Annotated in this window: 13 protein-coding genes and 3 pseudogenes; 11 read left to right on the top strand and 5 right to left on the bottom strand. The window is 45.2% G+C overall.

The annotated features are described in order from the left end of the window. Positions 1-12: 12 nt before the first annotated feature. On the top strand, positions 13-435 hold the full coding sequence (locus MMY81_RS04845) for a TlpA disulfide reductase family protein (protein WP_252311839.1): 423 nt from the start codon (positions 13-15) through the stop codon (positions 433-435). Positions 436-510: 75 nt separating this feature from the next. Here the strand turns inward: MMY81_RS04845 and MMY81_RS04850 are convergent, their stop codons facing one another. After that, positions 511-1,239, bottom strand: a complete 729-nt coding sequence (locus tag MMY81_RS04850; protein ID WP_252311840.1) for a metallophosphoesterase family protein — start codon at positions 1,237-1,239, stop codon at positions 511-513. 201 nt (positions 1,240-1,440) lie between these two features. Here MMY81_RS04850 and MMY81_RS04855 point away from each other — a divergent pair. From MMY81_RS04855 to MMY81_RS04875, 5 genes and pseudogenes are all read left to right on the top strand, one after another. Next, positions 1,441-2,576: pseudogene (locus MMY81_RS04855) on the top strand (conserved virulence factor C family protein). 23 nt (positions 2,577-2,599) lie between these two features. Further along, the gene (locus tag MMY81_RS04860) at positions 2,600-2,812 is read left to right on the top strand and encodes a hypothetical protein (RefSeq protein ID WP_252311841.1); all 213 of its coding nucleotides are present in this window, start codon (positions 2,600-2,602) and stop codon (positions 2,810-2,812) included. Continuing rightward, a complete protein-coding gene (locus tag MMY81_RS04865) occupies positions 2,809-3,324 on the top strand; it encodes a PH domain-containing protein (RefSeq protein WP_252311842.1) in 516 nt (171 codons plus the stop codon). Before MMY81_RS04860 ends, MMY81_RS04865 begins: the two co-directional genes overlap by 4 nt. Beyond that, positions 3,308-3,754, top strand: a complete 447-nt coding sequence (locus tag MMY81_RS04870; protein WP_252311843.1) for a PH domain-containing protein — start codon at positions 3,308-3,310, stop codon at positions 3,752-3,754. Before MMY81_RS04865 ends, MMY81_RS04870 begins: the two co-directional genes overlap by 17 nt. 130 nt (positions 3,755-3,884) lie before the next feature. Then, positions 3,885-4,784: a PH domain-containing protein gene (locus MMY81_RS04875; protein ID WP_252311844.1), complete on the top strand. Its 900-nt coding sequence runs from the start codon at positions 3,885-3,887 to the stop codon at positions 4,782-4,784. Positions 4,785-4,812: 28 nt separating this feature from the next. Here the strand turns inward: MMY81_RS04875 and MMY81_RS33055 are convergent, their stop codons facing one another. The 4 genes from MMY81_RS33055 to MMY81_RS04895 all read right to left on the bottom strand — a co-directional run bounded on the left by MMY81_RS33055 (position 4,813) and on the right by MMY81_RS04895 (position 8,884). After that, complete coding sequence (locus MMY81_RS33055) at positions 4,813-5,805, bottom strand: DUF2777 family protein (protein WP_252311845.1); 993 nt, start codon at positions 5,803-5,805, stop codon at positions 4,813-4,815. A gap of 88 nt (positions 5,806-5,893) precedes the next feature. Beyond that, a complete protein-coding gene (locus tag MMY81_RS04885) occupies positions 5,894-6,850 on the bottom strand; it encodes an MBL fold metallo-hydrolase (RefSeq protein WP_252311846.1) in 957 nt (318 codons plus the stop codon). A gap of 58 nt (positions 6,851-6,908) precedes the next feature. Next, the gene (locus tag MMY81_RS04890; RefSeq protein WP_252311847.1) at positions 6,909-7,823 is read right to left on the bottom strand and encodes a hypothetical protein; all 915 of its coding nucleotides are present in this window, start codon (positions 7,821-7,823) and stop codon (positions 6,909-6,911) included. 23 nt (positions 7,824-7,846) lie between these two features. Then, positions 7,847-8,884: a toxic anion resistance protein gene (locus MMY81_RS04895; RefSeq protein ID WP_120193190.1), complete on the bottom strand. Its 1,038-nt coding sequence runs from the start codon at positions 8,882-8,884 to the stop codon at positions 7,847-7,849. A 196-nt stretch (positions 8,885-9,080) separates the two neighbouring features. On the opposite strand from MMY81_RS04895, the gene MMY81_RS04900 reads away from it, so the two are divergent. From MMY81_RS04900 to MMY81_RS04925, 5 genes and pseudogenes are all read left to right on the top strand, one after another. After that, positions 9,081-9,491, top strand: coding sequence for a DUF2203 domain-containing protein (locus MMY81_RS04900; RefSeq protein WP_252311848.1), 411 nt, complete (start codon positions 9,081-9,083; stop codon positions 9,489-9,491). A gap of 42 nt (positions 9,492-9,533) precedes the next feature. Continuing rightward, positions 9,534-10,279 (top strand): annotated as a pseudogene (locus MMY81_RS04910) (NRDE family protein). 200 nt (positions 10,280-10,479) lie between these two features. Beyond that, positions 10,480-15,071 (top strand): annotated as a pseudogene (gene gltB / locus MMY81_RS04915) (glutamate synthase large subunit). 84 nt (positions 15,072-15,155) lie between these two features. Next, on the top strand, positions 15,156-16,640 hold the full coding sequence (locus MMY81_RS04920) for a glutamate synthase subunit beta (RefSeq protein ID WP_252311851.1): 1,485 nt from the start codon (positions 15,156-15,158) through the stop codon (positions 16,638-16,640). A gap of 127 nt (positions 16,641-16,767) precedes the next feature. Beyond that, positions 16,768-16,992, top strand: coding sequence for a hypothetical protein (locus MMY81_RS04925; RefSeq protein ID WP_120193185.1), 225 nt, complete (start codon positions 16,768-16,770; stop codon positions 16,990-16,992).

A 16,992-nucleotide genomic window follows, 5' to 3' on the forward strand; every position in this document is an offset into this window, starting at 1 on the left:
GAGTTATGAAGAATGAACGCACCAGATTTTCAACTGCAGGATATATATAGTGAAACGACTCATCAGCTCGAAGAATGGAAGGGTACGCCGCTGATTCTTACCTTTTGGGCTTCCTGGTGTCCGGATTCTATGAAGGATCTTCATTACAAACATTTGTTTTACGAGCAGATGGACAAAGAAGTAATGGGCTTCTTAACGATTAATGTTACGGGACGAGAAGGAAAAGAAGCAGACGCTGTTCAATTTCTTGAAAAAACAGGCTACAGCTTTCCCGTATTAAAAGATAACGGCACACAGGTCTATGACGCCTATCAGTGCATGGGCGTACCGACTACCTTTCTGCTGGACGAAAACCTGGAGATTCGGCAAAGCTATTCAGATAAAGCTTCGTTTCCGGAAATTGTTCAAGGCATTCATCAGCTGATGAACAAATAAAAACAGACTGAAAAGCCCCTCACCGACGGTGGGGGGCTTTTGAAACCGATAAAAACATCTCCCGGCAAGTATACGTTATTTAGGCTTCTTTCCCGTTTTTATAATATTTTTCATCTGATCTTTGTTCGGATAATCTCCTGCATCATACTGTTCCATCACCCAGGTTTTGTCGTACTCCACCCGTTCGATAGCAGCGTCTATCTGGCCGTTTTCTATACGGATAAGTGCAAATGAAGGGCGGGGGTCCCCGTCAAACGGAAGGCCGATGCTGCCTGTATTAATAATGGTTTTAGCACCTATTTTACGGACAAAAGGTGTGTGAATATGGCCGTAAATGTATATGTCGGCCTCTTCAGCCGAAGCAAGCTTCTTCAGCATTTCTTCGTCATCCGCATCTGCGGGCACTACCTCAAAGAGACTGGATGGAACCGCATGGAAAGCGTGCATGACAATGCCGTCTTCCAGCTCGTCGAGAAAAGAGGTAGGAAGCTTTTCCAGGTAAGCCAGATCTTCTTCCGTGAGGCGTTCAAGCGCCCAATCTCTTTCCTGGTTCATCAGCCCAAGCGCTTTGTCCGGCACTTCTCCTTTTTTGATTCCTCTCGTAATCCATTCGTCCGCGTTGCCTTTTAATACTTTGGCAGGAGTAGATCGTATGGTTTCAAGGGCGTTCTTAGGTTCAGGCCCTCTAAAGCTTAAATCCCCGATAATATACATCTTGTCAATTTTTTGTTCTGCGAGTACCCGGAGTACCGATTTTAGTGCTCTTGCATTTCCATGAACATCTGATAAAACTGCTATTTTCATAATAATGACCTCCTTGAACTTCTGCCTCTAACAGCTTTACAGCTGATTTCCTTACTAGTATACCCTATCCCGGCTTTTTCATACATGCAGACCTGAATATTCCTTTGAAAGCGAATCGTGTAAATTGGCTGAGCGAAACGAGGGTATGTTACAATTTAAAAGAAAGAAAACCCGATAAGACAGGAAAGGCAGGATGATAAAATGAGAATTACTTCGATAGAACCAACACCAAGTCCTAATACGATGAAGTTGACCCTCGATGAGTCGCTGGAGGCCGGCAAAAGCCACAACTTCACGTTAAAAAATAAAGAAGAAGCCCCGGAGTCAATCCAGAAAATTTTTACCGTCGAAGGAATCAAAGGCGTATATCATGTGGCCGATTTCATGGCAATTGAACGGCACCCGAAAGCTGACTGGAAAGAGCTGCTTCCCCAGGTTAGAAATTTATTCGGTGAAAAAATGGAAGTTTCCGCCGATGGAGGAGAAGAAGGAACAGAGGCATTTGGTGAAGTAATGATTCAAAAGCAGATGTTTAAAGGAATCCCGATGCAGCTGAAAATCATGGCAGGCGAAGAGGAAAAGCGTCAGGGTCTCCCTGAACGGTTTCAGGAAGCTGCTTTTAAAGCTCAAAAAGAAGATGATAACATTGTTCTGCAAAGAAAATGGGAAGAGCACGGCATCCGTTATGGAAATGACCTTGATGCCATCGGTGCAGAAGTAGCGGAAGAAATTTCTGCTGTCTACAATCAGGAACGGCTTGACCGTCTCGTGAAAATGGCGTTATCCGAGGATGAAAACAGTGAGCAGTATGCGCAGCGTTTCAAAAAAGTAACGCTCGATATGCTGGATGTTCCGGATTGGAAAGAGCGGTATGCGCTGCTTGAGCAGATGGATCCAAAAGAGGAAGATATTCCGGTACTGGAAAAAGCGCTCAGTGATGAGAAATCATCTATCAGAAGACTCGCTGTCATGTATCTGGGAATGATTGAAGATCCAGTTATTCTGCCGTATCTGACAATGGGATTAAACGACAAGTCGGTAACCGTAAGACGTACGGCCGGAGACTGTTTTTCCGACTTAGGCGACACGGGCGGCATTCCGGCAATGATCGAAGCGCGCTCGAAGACAAAAATAAACTGGTACGCTGGCGCGCAGCTATGTTTCTTTATGAAGTAGGAGATCATTCGGCTGTGCCTGCCCTGCGGAAAACTGCAGAAGATCAGGAGTTTGAAGTGGCCCTTCAGGCGCAGATGGCACTCGAGCGTATTGAAGGCGGAGAAGAAGCAAAGGGATCTGTTTGGAAACAGATGACAGAACGGATGTCAGAAGGTAAATAATACACGGGCGGGAGGTTATTTTAATGACTAAAGACGAAGTGAAAAACAAGCTGAAAGAAAAACAGCTCAGCGAAGCACTGGAGCTGGTAGAGGATGCTGAAAAAGGCCACCTGGATGAACTGGAGCTGGTTCGTTCGCTCGGTCTGCTTGCTGATGAAGAACTAAACAGGGAAACGCTGGCCGTTTTGGAAAACGAAGGCGTTACCATCATTTATGTTGAAGAGGATGACGAATGACTTCCCGTCCTCTCCCTTCCCAGAAAATATCTAAAAAAGCATTATCTGTATGGAGAATTAAAGGAGCAATCGAAGCGCTGGTTTATTTAGCGTTTCCGGCTGCTCTGCTTATTTTTACCATCCGCCAGGACTGGCCGGTATGGATTGTAAGCATTGTTCTTCCTGTAATCGCTGTCTTTGCCATTTGGAAAGCCTGGTTTTTTCCCGCCATGACATGGAAACGCTGGCGGTATGAAGTGTATGAAAAAGAAGTGGAGCTGAGGCGCGGCGTAGTAATTACGAAGCATACGCTTATTCCAATGTCCCGTATCCAGCATGTAGATACAGCTCAGGGTCCTCTCTATAAAAAATATGGACTTTCGGCCCTTACCATTTCCACCGCTGCCGGTATTCATGAAATTCCAGCGCTCGCCGAGGAAGTGGGGCAGGATCTGAGAGACCACATTTCCAGGCTTGCAGAAGCGGAAGATAGTTTATACAGCAGGAAAGAAGCTGATGCGGATGACGAATAGCTGGAAACGGATGCACGGCGCGGCGGTAGTAGTTCTCTTCGTAACTCGTATAAAAGACTTTATTTTCCCGCTGCTTTTAACCTTTTTTGCAGGTGGAACAGGTACTTTGTTCGGCCAGGAGTGGATATTTCCTGCTCTGCTGCTTGTTTTATTTCTGCACAGTTTGTTTTCCTGGCTGTTTTTCCGGTTCCGGCTGGAAGAACAGGAGCTTCGTATTAAACAAGGAATATTTGTAAAAAAAAGACGGTACATACAGCGGAAAAAAGTGCAGTCTGTCGATATTTCTGCCGGCATCATTCAAAGAACGTTCGGCCTCGTCAAAATTAAAATAGAAACAGCCGGAGGCGGTATGGTTCCGGAAGTAAGCATCATTGCGCTGTCAAAGATGATGCAGAAGAGTCCGCGAATCTCTTCTTTACGGAGCAGCTGAATCTGTATCCCCGGAAGAAACCGATGCAATAGATGAGGATACTGTAGTTGAAAAGACGCGTGAGGAAGTCACGTATCAAAAAAAGATACCGGCACGCTATATTTTTTACGCAGGGATCACTTCGGGAAAGGTGGGGCTGTTCTTTTCAGCTGCCGCCGCTATTTTTTCGCAGTTTGATCAATTCATTCCGGAATCTTTTTATGAAAGCACTGTAGGGTATATTCTGGATTTAAGCCTTTGGTTTCTCGTATTATTTTTCTTTTTAATTGCAATTATCGCATGGGTCGGCTCTACAGTTGTTACAATGCTTCAATACGGGCAGTTTGAGATCAAATTAATTAATAAAGAAATGATTATCAAGCGGGGCATGCTGGAAAAAAAGCAGCTTACGCTTCGTCCTGAACGGATTACAAGCGTCCGCTACACGTGTAATCCGCTTCAGCAGATGCTCGGTTTTTGGAGAATTTACATCGACAGCGCAGGGGGCGGGTCAGAAAAAGAATCGTTTTCCACCGTCCTTCTGCCGCTTGGTTCAAAAACTATGGCAGAAGAAATCATACATCACATCCGTCCGGATCTGCAGATGGAGCCGGGTCTCGCGCGCGTGCCAAAGCGTGCAGCAAGGCGCTATATATTCCGGGCCTCCTGGATGGGGTGGCTGCTGGCAGTGGCTGCAGCTATCTGGGTGCCGTATGGAAGCGTGTTATTTGTTCTGCCGCTGCTGCTGACCTGGCTGGGCTGGACTCAGTACCGCGCCTCCGGATTGGCTGAAAATCACAATAAGCTTGTTTTGCAGAACCGGCTTATCAGCAAGCAGCATGCCGTACTTCCGAAAACGGCAATACAGTCCTACACAAAGCAGTATCATTATTTACAGAAAAGAAATCAGTTATGTTCTATTACGGTCGACATTTTGTCATCAAGCGGCGGCAGGGAGTTCAGCCTCCGCGATCTGGATAATGATAAAGGAAAAGACCTTCTCCAGTGGTTTTCAGAACCTGCAGAACAAAAAGAGGTGCCCGCAGACTAGCTGCCGGCACCTCTTTTTTTAGAGTAGGTTATTGATCTGATTTTTCATTTCTTGTGTAGGCATTATTAGTATACACATATATTTTGCGCTCTCCATTATCCGCGGTGCATTCAAATCGATCATATACATAGTCGGTTTCTTTGTTATGAATGTGCCGCACATAATGATGCTGAATCATCACCGTTAACCCATTCCGCTGATAGGAAAGAAAGTTAACGCCCTTCAGCGTAGTTTCCGGGCTGCTCTGCAGCAGCTCATATAAAAGACGATTATGACACTCAAGCAGATCGCTGTCTGTTAAAGAGAAGTGCATAAGAGCCTGCTTTAATCCCTGGCGGGACGTTTTATCCAGCTCATTTAATAAAATCGTATAAGGCTCAAACTGTTCGGGATGAATGCGGACCCAGTCGTGGTTCCGCAGAGTAAGAATATCACCGGCCTCATCGGCAAAGCGGAACCCTTTAACATGCGTAACGTTTACCCAGCCCTGCCTGGGATCGGCTGCTTCCAGTTGAAATGGACAGTTAGCCAGTTCCAGCACATCTCCCATTTTAGGTTCGGTTAAATAAATAACGTCTTTGGATTTTTCGATTTTGTAATAAATATAGTGCACATCATCCAAAGGAGGATGCAATGCTGTATCCTTCGGGGAAAGCTGACGGAGAATATCATTATACTGCTTCATTTCCAGGGAGTTCTGCCTGCTGCGCTCTGTAATCTGTGCTTTTTTATCTTCAATCGCTTCCGATAATGTAACCGAAAATGAAACCTGCTGCCGGTCCGGAGACACGGGTAGAATTTTCTGTCCACTGACATGCATTGTTTTACCAGGCTTGTCCAGCAGAGTATCAATTTTGGAGAAGACAGGCAGCGTAAAAATGCCGGTCACTGTTACTTCGCCATTCCACACCTGTTGAGGCGGTGTAATTATCGAATGTAAGGTAGCAAAAAATGTTCCTTCATTTCCAAGGTCGATCAAAACGGTACGGCCCTGCTGTTGCTTTGCATCTGCTCGATTCACAAAAAAACCTCCAATTGCATATATATAACTATTTATCGTTCGTGGAAATGTATTCATTATAAGCAATTCCTGTTCCTTTTCGCAAGAATTAGTTATTCTGCTGCTTCTTTTTAACGTAATCAAGAAGACCCATTGCGCAGACATACAAATCCAGCTGCAAAAGGTATTTGAATGGATCCCCGTCAGGCAGAGGTGGAAGTTTGTAAAAATCAAGAATGTCTTTATACAATTCTGCCCGGAGGTGTTCCAGATCATTTTCTTTACCGGCTGATTCTTCTGCTGTCTGTACAAAAACAGGAAGCCAATAACGAATCTGACTGCTGACTTCTTCTATATCCTCCGTTTTACCGAAATGGCCAAAATAAATAGCAGCAGGCTTCATAGCAGTTAGGTGATCGAGGGATGCAAGCATCTGCTCCGGCCTGAATTGGTTCGGCGAAGTAGAAGGAAGAAAAATCTGCCTGTTGTGCTGTAACGCGTCTACATATTGAATACCTGCTGTATCCCCTGTAAAGACTCCATTAGTCAAGCTGTCATGAATACTGATATGGTGATCAGCATGTCCCGGTGTGTGATAGAACGTCAGCGTTCTCCCGGCCGTAAGAGAGAGCGTCTCCCCATGTGCTGCAGACATAATACGTGCTTCCGGTACAGGGAGCACCGGGTTAAACAGCTCATCAAAATCGTCGCCATATACCGCTTTGGCTCCTTTAATAAGCTTGGAGGGATCCGCTAAATGGCGGGCTCCTTTAGGATGTACGATCAGTTCGGCATCCGGGCATTCCTGAATAAGCAGGCCTGCTCCCCCCGCATGATCAAGATGAATATGTGTCACAATTATATACCGGATGTCTTCAATCGAAAAACCGATTTTCTGCAGGTTTTCTTTTAAGCGGGGAATAGAAGGGCTAGGACCTGTTTCAATTACTGCGAGTGTTCCGCCGGTTAAAATGTAAGTGCCAGTACGTCCCGGTACTGATAAATCCATTCCATCGGATATCCACAACTCATCGTCTAATTTCATTATTTTCTCTGGCTGGTTCATAACACCACTCCTTTATGTAAAGGTTTACAAAAAAATAAAACCAAAAAGCGGCGGCAGGCTACCGCTGATCTTTTGGCGGATATCTTTTTTCATGAAGCTTGAACAAATAATCAACTCGTTCTGCCTTTAATGCATCTACTTTTCGGTGCAGGCCTTCGAGGGTGGAGCGCATCTGCCGTAAAGTAGACGTTAGCTCTTCCTGGCGTATGAGCTGATTGTCAGGCGAAAGGAGACGGTAAGCTTCGAGCAGGGAGGGAATGTCTTTTTGAAGCATGCGTTTGACAGTATACCTCTCTTCCAGGTCGAGAAGATCATAATGCTGCGTGATCTCCCTGGCCTCCTGAACGATTTCAATAAGGCAGCGTTCCGATGCGCGTGATAAACCGGAGCGTGCCAGCTTTATATGGCTTTCCGTTTTATAAATAAATTGAAACGGCTCCTCGGAGGAGTCGACAAAATGTTTGTCTTCTGTAGTCAGCGCCGAAGAAGCTGCCGGCTCCAGTGCAGGCAGGCGGCCGAGCAGCTGGTCATCGAGCTGCTCGAGCTTATAAAATACACCTTGAAAAAAACGGGACTTTCGGATGCTCCGTAAATACGTTTCCCCGTTTTTCCGATATTGAATATAGGCTTCTTTAAAACGATTTTGTTTGGAGCCGGGGTTATATGCTTTTCGGACATATTCAATCGTGACGCGCTTTTTAATGGCAGCTTCCGATTTATACGTTTCATAGCTCAGCAGCCGCATCCGCTTTTGATTAACACGGAGCCGGAAGTAAAACGTCTTTCCGGATTTTTTAAAGGTCTGGGTTGTTTTTACCTGTTTTCCAAACTCGATCAGCCGGTCCAGTGCAGCTTCTATATCCTGAATCATTACCAGACCGTGCGCATCAGAAAATATCTGGTCTTCTACCTGCCGACGGTGGTCTGGAATAAAACGGTCCACCCACGGATGGGCCATCCAATTCTTCGCCATGTCTACCACCTCTTTGCTTTCACTTAATCGAGCAGCTTTGTTTTCATTTGTTTATTTAATTCATCCAGTTCGGAAATAAATTGTTTTCCGGAATGGACAATGCGCTCGTTGGATTGTTCGGTCAACTCAATAGCTGTTTGTACATCTGCGTATGCTTTTTTGAATGTTTCCATTGCTACTGCCGGTTCTTCAAGCGTACGAAGTGTATCTTCAGTATTGGTTTTCAGCATCTGTGCATTAGTCAGTATCATATTTTCCGTCGCCTCATTGACGCTGTTCACAGCGTTTATGACGTTTCGCTGGTTGCCAAGCGCCAGTTGTATCGAAGCGGTCACCGTAATAATATTTTTGGTCATCGTAATAGCATTAAATACGGCTTCTTCAAGTTTTTCATTGTTTTCTTTAATAAGATCGACACTTGCCAGCGATTGTTGAAGAACCATCACAGCCTGGCTCATGTTTTTCACGCGGGAGATAACCTTAACCTGGCCTTTTTGAAGCTCAGCCGGATTGTCTTTCCATTCTTCTGTGGTCATTTCCTGTTCAAGCATGTCATTAAGCTGCCGTCCGGTCTCAATTTGTTTTTCCAGATCCTCAATCCGCTCCCGGGCTGTTATTTTAAGCTGATCGAGCATCAGGTTATCTTCCTGCAGCTTATCACGGCCGATAAGAAGGGCTTCCACAATATTTTCCACCTGTGCTTCCACGGTTTCGTATTTTTTGGAATATTGTTCTACCGGATTCCGCCGGAGCAGCTTGTTCCAGGTTTTCTGCAGTTTTGTTTCCTTAAGATATTCAGGTTCCAGTTCGCTGACCATGCTTTTAAGTTCATACAGCCTGTCCGGCAGGTCGTTTCCTTCCTGGTTCATCATTTCTTTTACCGGCCTTTTTAAAGAATCAAGCGAATCCCCGGCGTTTTTCTGTTCGGACTGGCCCAGGCCGCCGAGAGATGTCAGCAGGGCATCTGTATCTTTCGATTCGCGGAACCGCTGTATAAACTGTTCCGCTTCTTTCGTTGTATTTTTTTCTTTCGTTTCATTGAGGTGTTCATTTGTATCCATTCTGTATCCTCCTTTGGATTCGGTCGAAAGCATACTGGTCTATATTGAAAATATTATATCATTTTGCCGGAAACTGTGTGCAAATGACTTCCTATTTTACTCATTATTAGATACGATTAACCTCATCACTCGTTTCATTTGGAATACCAATGAGAAACAGAGAGAAAGCGGTTTGTTAAAAAAAGGAGCGTTTAACGTGTTTTCCTATTATTTTACCCTTGAAGAGGCAAATAAAACCCTGGAAGGCTTGACTGAGGAGATGGCTGGTCTCCAGGAGCTGCAGCTGGAGTACCGTGAGCTTCTTGCCTCACGCCTGCGTTTCAAGCAGGAGAGTTTCATCAGCGCCGCAGCAAAAGAAGAAGAACTGTTTGTGCTGGAAGCAGGAATTGATTTTCTGGAGTTTCAGTCCCGAATGCTTATAAAACAGCTGGAAAAACAAAGTATTTTTGTAAAAAGCATCGATCAGGGCCTGGTTGATTTCCCGGCCAGAATGGATGGCACTCCGGTTCTTTTATGCTGGAAGCAGGGTGAGACCGAGATAGCTCACTATCACGGGGTTTTTGAAACGTATCGAAAAAGAAAGAAAGTAAATTATATAGATGACTGAGCAGGGGAGAAGCACATGTGTTTATTAACAATGAGCTATAATATGAGGTCGGACTATCCATTAATTATTGCTGCCAACCGCGATGAATTTTTTGAAAGGCCGACAGAGCCTCTCCATATTTGGGAGAACTCGCCGATTATCGCAGGAAAAGATGTAAAGCTCGGCGGCACCTGGATGGGAGTGACAAAGCCGGTCGGTTTGCTCTTGTTACGAATGTAAGAAATCCATTTGAAAAACCAGGCGATCTGTCCAGAGGGTTTATCGTAAAAGAAGCTCTGGAAGCGGAGCATTTAGAAACTTATTTAGAAAAGCTTCACCAGAGCAGCGGCCGCTATTCCGGTTATAATCTGCTGGCCGGCAGTCTTGAGGGGGTTTATTATCACTCCAATCAAAGCAGCCGGAAACCAGAGCGTCTTGAGCGGGGCCTTTATGGACTCAGCAATGCAGCGCTTAACACTCCGTGGCCTAAAGTAGAAGAGTTGAAATCAGGAGTAGGTGAGGCTGCTGCCCGCAGTGAGATCAGCAAAGAAGAGTTGTTTACCTGTCTATCAAACGAACGGAAATACAAACAATCAGACCTTCCGGATACGGGAGTCGGGAAAGAACTCGAACAGAACCTTTCTTCGGTTTTTATAAAAATGAAAGAATACGGAACAAGATCTCAAACTATTTTGTTAATGGATAATAAGGGCGGAGTGGAAATTACCGAACGTCTTGTAAACAACGATGCAAATGGAGCAGAAGATCGGACGATTTCGTTTACGTCAGAAAATATCCATCAAAATTGACTGTATAATTATGTAACTCCCTTTATCACTATACACTCGTTGAATAAATGAAAGATTCTGTTAAACGCTGAAAGAAAGCGTTTTCATTACTTTTTATCGATGTGAAATAATTTGCCGAAATGTCAGAAAAATGATATGCTTTTGTATATTAAATATGAAGTAATTGAATTATATATAGTAGCAGAGGGGTGGAGAGGGCAATGACAAAGCCTGTATATTCACGGAGGGAGGGTCTTTACGACTCTCAATTTGAGCATGATAACTGTGGTATTGGTTTTCTTGCAAATATTAAAGGAAAAAGGTCGCACGATATAATAGAAAAAGCGATGCAGATCTTAAGGAATCTTGAACATAGAGGCGGCCAGGGGGATGAGCCCAATACAGGAGACGGAGCAGGTGTCCTGCTGCAGGTGCCGCACCGTTTCTTTAAAGAAGAGGCGGAATTAGGATTTTCTCTTCCGGAAGAAGGTTTCTACGGAGTGGGCATGGCCTTTTTATCCAATGATTCTTCCAGACGCCGTCAGTGTGAGCAGCAGGTGGAAGATATAATCAGCCAGGAGGGGGCAGAACTTCTGGGATGGAGAGACGTTCCATTTGATGACAGCACTCTTGGGAAAGCTGCTTTAAAAGCAATGCCGGCAATCCGCCAGGTATTTGTTAAACGACCTGACCACATTAAAAGCAGAAAAGCGTTTGAACGGGCGCTGTATATTATACGCAAACGCAGCGAAGACGAAGCTCATAATGGACTTCAGGAAAACGACGCTTTCTATTTTGCGAGCTTTTCCTCCCAGACCATTGTATATAAAGGGATGCTTACAACAGCGCAGGTAAAAGAGTTTTATCTGGATATTTCCAATCCGGCGTTTGATACGGCCGTAGCTCTTGTACACTCGCGTTTTTCAACAAATACATTCCCGAGCTGGGAAAGAGCGCATCCGAACCGTTATTTGATTCATAACGGCGAAATTAACACGATTAAAGGAAACGTCAACTGGATGCACGCGAGAGAAGCCATTTTCCGTTCGGAAGTATTTGAAAAGGATATTAATAAAATACCTGTTATTGACCAAAGCGGAAGCGACTCGGCAATGTTTGACAATGCGTTTGAATTTTTGACGCTTGCCGGCCGCAGAATGCCTCATGCAGCAATGATGATGATCCCGGAGCCGTGGCAGAATGATGCTTCAATCAGCGAAGAGAAAAAAGCGTTTTACCAGTTTCACAGCACGCTGATGGAGCCGTGGGACGGCCCAACTGCCATAGCATATACTGACGGCAGGCAGGTGGGAGCCTGTCTGGACCGGAATGGACTCCGTCCTGCCCGGTATTATGTAACAAAAGATGACCACATTTTAATGTCTTCCGAAGTTGGTGTACTCGATATCGAGCCGGAAGATGTACTTTATAAAGAAAGGCTTCATCCAGGCCAGATGCTTCTTGTTGATATGCAGGAAGGCAGAATTATTCCGGATGAGGAGATTAAGCACGAAATTGCTTCAGAAAAACCTTATAAGCAGTGGGTCGAAGAACACATGGTCGACCTGGAAGATGTGCTGGAAAGCCGTGAGGTCTACAACACGGACTTTGAACAGCTTGAAACGAAACAGCTGGCTTTTGGCTATACGTATGAAGAAATGGAAAAAATGATCAAGCCGATGGCACTGGAGGGTGCAGATCCAGTAGGTTCTATGGGTTACGATTCCCCGCTGGCGGTACTTTCTAAACGTCCGCAGCTTTTATACAATTATTTCAAACAGCTGTTCGCCCAGGTGACGAACCCGCCTATTGATGCGATACGTGAAGAACTGGTAACGGCTGTAGGCACTTCGATTGGACGTCAGGGAAATCTGCTTCATCCGGAACCGGAAAGTGCGAGACATCTTTATTTGAAGACGCCTTTTATTAATAACGAGGATTTGGCGAAGCTTCGCTCCAATAAAAGAGAAGGCTTAAAATCGGTCACACTTTCTATGGTCTTTAAAAGTAAAAAAGGATCCAGAGGTCTGAAACCGGCTTTAGACAGACTATTTCATGCCGCAGATCGTGCTGTTGAGCAGGGAGCTACCGTGCTTATATTGAGTGACAGGGATGTTGACAAAAATTATGCGCCGATTCCGGCTCTGCTTGCTTTGTCCAGCCTGCATCATCATTTGATCCGAAACGGACTGCGCACCCAGGTCAGCCTTGTGGTGGAATCAGCAGAACCGAGAGAAGTCCATCATTTTGCCGTGCTTCTTGGTTACGGAGCAGAAGCAATTAATCCTTATTTAGTTTTTGATTCACTTGACGCTATGGTTAGAGATGGTCTGATGGAAGACACATCTTATGTAGAGTCGGTGCAGACATATATTAAAGCAGTTACAAAAGGTGTAATGAAAGTACTGTCCAAAATGGGCATATCCACCATTCAAAGCTACCGCGGCGCCCAGATATTTGAAGCTGTTGGTATTGATACACAGGTAATAGATGACTACTTCACATGGACGCCTTCACGAATCGGCGGCGTCACGCTTGATATGATTGGTGAAGAAGTAATGATGCGACACCGTCGTGCCTATACAGACCTTGCAGGACAGGATAAAACGCTTGATCCCGGAGACGATCTGCAGTGGAGAAGAAACGGCGAGCCGCACCAGTACAATCCGCATACGATTCATATGCTTCAGCATGCTACGAAGCGAAAAGACTATAAATTATTCAAAAAGTATTCAGACGCTATTGATAAGCAGGAAAAAGAACAGACGACCCTGCGCGGGCTGCTTGCTTTCAAAAAGAATGGTCTTGACCCGATTTCTATTGATGAGGTAGAACCGGTCTCTAATATCGTAAAACGATTTAAAACAGGCGCTATGTCTTTTGGATCAATATCTGAAGAAGCCCATGAAGCCCTTGCTATTGCAATGAACCGAATTGGAGGAAAATCCAACACAGGTGAAGGCGGGGAAAACCCGAAGCGCTTTACAGCGGAAGAAAATGGAGACTTAAAACGAAGCGCGATCAAGCAGGTTGCCTCTGGAAGATTTGGCGTTACGAGCCATTATCTTGTTAATGCTGATGAAATCCAGATCAAGATTGCCCAGGGCGCTAAGCCCGGTGAAGGCGGCCAGCTTCCTGGTAACAAGGTGTATCCATGGGTTGCAGAGGTACGGGGAACAACGGCCGGAGTAGGTCTGATCTCTCCACCACCGCACCATGATATATATTCGATTGAAGACCTGGCAGAGCTGATACATGATTTAAAAAATGCCAATCCTGAAGCACGTGTGAGCGTAAAGCTTGTCTCAGGAACGGGAGTCGGAACGATTGCTGCAGGTGTTGCAAAAGGACGCGCCGACCACCTCGTAATCAGCGGCTATGATGGAGGAACGGGTGCGGCAGCGAGAACGAGCCTTAAGCATACCGGGCTTCCATGGGAAATCGGACTGGCTGAAACACATCAGACGCTTGTTCTTAATAACCTCCGCGACCGCATAACCGTGGAAACCGATGGAAAGCTTATGACAGGCAGAGATGTAGCGATCGCGACTCTTCTCGGTGCAGAAGAGTATGCATTTTCAACCGCTCCACTTGTTGTTCTCGGATGTATTATTATGAGAGTATGCCACCTGGATACATGTCCGGTCGGCGTAGCTACGCAGAACCCTGAGCTTCGCAAGAAGTTTATGGGTACTCCGGATGATGTAGTGAACTTTATGGAGTTTGTAGCGGAAGAAATGCGTGAAATCATGGCAGAGCTTGGTTTTAAAACCATCGATGAAATGGTAGGGCGCACGGATCTTCTGGAACAAAAACAGGAAGTAGACAACTGGAAGGCAAAAACGGTTGATTTAACCAATCTGCTGTACCGTCCAAGAAAGCTGGATCAGTCCAAGCATTTTGGAACCATTAAGCAGGATCATTCCCTCGATGTATCTCTTGACCGCACAACGCTCATGAAAGCGGCAGAACCCGCTCTTGAAAGCGGTGAGCCGGTATTTGGAGAGTTTGCTATTCAGAATACGGACCGGGTGGCCGGAACGATTGTCGGCAGTGAATTGACGAAGCGGTACGGTAGTGCTGGCCTGCCGGATGACACGATCCGCTTTACCTTTAAAGGCTCCGCAGGTCAGAGCTTTGGTGCATTTGTGCCAAAAGGAATGACGCTTAATCTAATTGGGGATGCAAATGACTATATCGGCAAAGGTCTCTCCGGTGGAAAGATAACGGTAGTACCACCTGATGAAGCAACGTTTGCTGCTGAAGAAAACATTATTATCGGAAATACGACTTTTTACGGAGCTACTTCAGGAGAAGCATATGTCCGCGGTATGGCGGGCGAACGCTTTGCTGTTAGAAACAGCGGTATAAAAGTAGTCGTTGAAGTGTGGGAGACCACGGCTGTGAGTATATGACCGGAGGAGTGGTCGTAAACCTCGGCACGTGCGGCAGAAACTTTGCAGCGGGTATGTCCGGAGGAGTGGCGTATGCCCTTGATACGGACGGCCATTTTGAAACGCACTGCAATACAGAAATGGTTCACCTCGAAAAGGTCGAAAGCGACGAAGATAAAACCGAATTAAAGCAGCTGGTGGAAAATCACCTTAAGTATACAGACAGTGCTCTTGCTGAAAGCATTCTTCAAGACTGGGACAACAAAGTAAATGCATTTGTGAAAGTGATTCCTCATGATTTCAAACAGATGCTGTCCTTTATCGCAAAAGCAAAAGACAGCGGTCTTGATGAGCAGGAAGCAATTATGCAGGCTTTTGATGAAAGCAAACTGAGCAAGGCGGAAGCAGGAAAAAACTAATAAGACAGCTGAAGGGGAAGATTGTTTTTCTTCCCTTGTCTTAACATATAGGTTTAATAGAAAAGAATGTCTGGAGTGAAGGAAATGGGGAAACCTACTGGATTTATGGAGTATAAGAGAGAGACTCCATCAAAGAGAGATCCGCTTGCTAGAGTGAAAAACTGGCAGGAGTTTACGATTATCATGCCTGAAGAAAAAGTGGAAAAGCAGGCAGCCCGCTGTATGGACTGCGCAATTCCTTTTTGCCAGACAGGTACGTCTATGCCCGGTTCCGGTGATATAGGCTGCCCGGTATACAATCTTATTCCGGAGTGGAACGATCTGGTCTACCGCGGAAAATGGAAAGAAGCCCTGATTAGACTTCATAAAACAAATAATTTTCCCGAATTCACCGGAAGAGTCTGTCCGGCCCCGTGCGAAGGTTCCTGTACGGTGGCAATCAGCGATGATCCTGTTTCCATTAAATCTATAGAGTTTCAAATTGTAGAAAAAGGTTTTAAAGAAGGATGGATTAAACCACAGCCTCCCGAGAAAAGAACTGGAAAAAAAGTAGCCGTTATTGGATCGGGTCCGGCAGGACTTTCTGCTGCAGCCCAGCTTAATAAAGCCGGACACTCAGTTACGGTTTTTGAAAAAGACGATCGGATCGGCGGTTTGCTGACATATGGTATTCCCGATGTAAAGCTTCCTTATCATGTCGTCAACCGCAGGTTAAATATTATGCGGGAAGAAGGCATTGAATTCCGTACAAGTGTAGAAATTGGTAAAGATATTTCTTCCGATCAATTAAACAATGACTATGATTCCGTAATTTTGTGCACAGGCGCTCAAGTACACCGTGATGTTCCGGCTGAAGGGAATGACCTGAAAGGAATTCATTATGCTATGGATTTTCTCCGCCAGAACACGAAATCACTGCTTGATTCCGAGTATTCAGACGAAAATTACATTAATGCAGAAAATAAGAATGTAATCGTGATTGGAGGCGGTGACACAGGAGCGGATTGTATCACTACATCGCTTCGTCACGGCTGTACTTCCCTTACCCAATTTGACATTAATGTGCAAAAAGATGAGGAAAGAAAAGAAGATAATCCGTGGCCTCTTTATCCAATTGTTCACAGCAAAGAAGATGCACATAAAGAAGCAGAAGCTGTATTTGGAGACGATCCGCGTGCGTATAAAGTTATGACAAAGAAATTTGTCGGCGATGAAAATGGAAATGTGAAAGAGCTTCACACCATTGACGTAAAAACGGAATGGAAAGACGGAGAAAAAATCCGGACAGAAATTCCCAACACTGAACGTGTCTGGAAAGCTGAACTTATACTTCTTGCCGTTGGCTTTACCGGTCCCGAGCAGGAGATCTTAAAAGACATGAAAGTAGAAACCGACAGCCGCAGCAATATTAAAGCGGAATATGGTAAATACGCAACAAGCCGCGAAGGCGTGTTTGCAGCCGGTGACAGCAGACGGGGCCAGAGCCTTGTTGTCTGGGCTATTAACGAAGGCCGCGAAGCAGCAAGAGAATGCGATAGATATTTGATGGGTGCTACTAATTTGGTATAAAAGAGAACCCCGGACTGCCCGGGGTTCCCTTTTATACTTTTTAATAATTTCACAAACCATATTAAAAGTGATTTTTCAGCTGGATTTTGTTAAGATGAATAAAACACATCAATAAACGAGGGAAGATATGAAAAAAGCATGGAAAATCCTACTTAGAATACTGGCCGTTTATGCTGCGGTGATTGTATTAATTCTTACGGCAACCATCATTACCGTTATGCTTTCGTTTGCCATTATAGTCGCAGATGATCTATTTGGATTAAGCAGTCTGCGTCCAATAGCCGACGACACGCTAACCCCATGGTCCGAGAGGCTCTGGCATTGGTTTGTGCTGATCACGCCCGGGGGTTAA

This window comes from Sinobaca sp. H24, assembly GCF_023845525.1.

Coding starts and splice junctions, on each gene's coding strand:
- MMY81_RS04860 (WP_252311841.1), top strand. CDS start 2,600: ATGACTAAAGACGAAGTGAAAAACAAGCTGAAAGAAAAACAGCTCAGC.
- MMY81_RS04850 (WP_252311840.1), bottom strand. CDS start 1,239: ATGAAAATAGCAGTTTTATCAGATGTTCATGGAAATGCAAGAGCACTA.
- MMY81_RS04865 (WP_252311842.1), top strand. CDS start 2,809: ATGACTTCCCGTCCTCTCCCTTCCCAGAAAATATCTAAAAAAGCATTA.
- MMY81_RS04870 (WP_252311843.1), top strand. CDS start 3,308: ATGCGGATGACGAATAGCTGGAAACGGATGCACGGCGCGGCGGTAGTA.
- MMY81_RS04920 (WP_252311851.1), top strand. CDS start 15,156: ATGGGGAAACCTACTGGATTTATGGAGTATAAGAGAGAGACTCCATCA.
- MMY81_RS04890 (WP_252311847.1), bottom strand. CDS start 7,823: ATGGCGAAGAATTGGATGGCCCATCCGTGGGTGGACCGTTTTATTCCA.
- MMY81_RS04845 (WP_252311839.1), top strand. CDS start 13: ATGAACGCACCAGATTTTCAACTGCAGGATATATATAGTGAAACGACT.
- MMY81_RS04885 (WP_252311846.1), bottom strand. CDS start 6,850: ATGAACCAGCCAGAGAAAATAATGAAATTAGACGATGAGTTGTGGATA.
- MMY81_RS04925 (WP_120193185.1), top strand. CDS start 16,768: ATGAAAAAAGCATGGAAAATCCTACTTAGAATACTGGCCGTTTATGCT.
- MMY81_RS04895 (WP_120193190.1), bottom strand. CDS start 8,884: ATGGATACAAATGAACACCTCAATGAAACGAAAGAAAAAAATACAACG.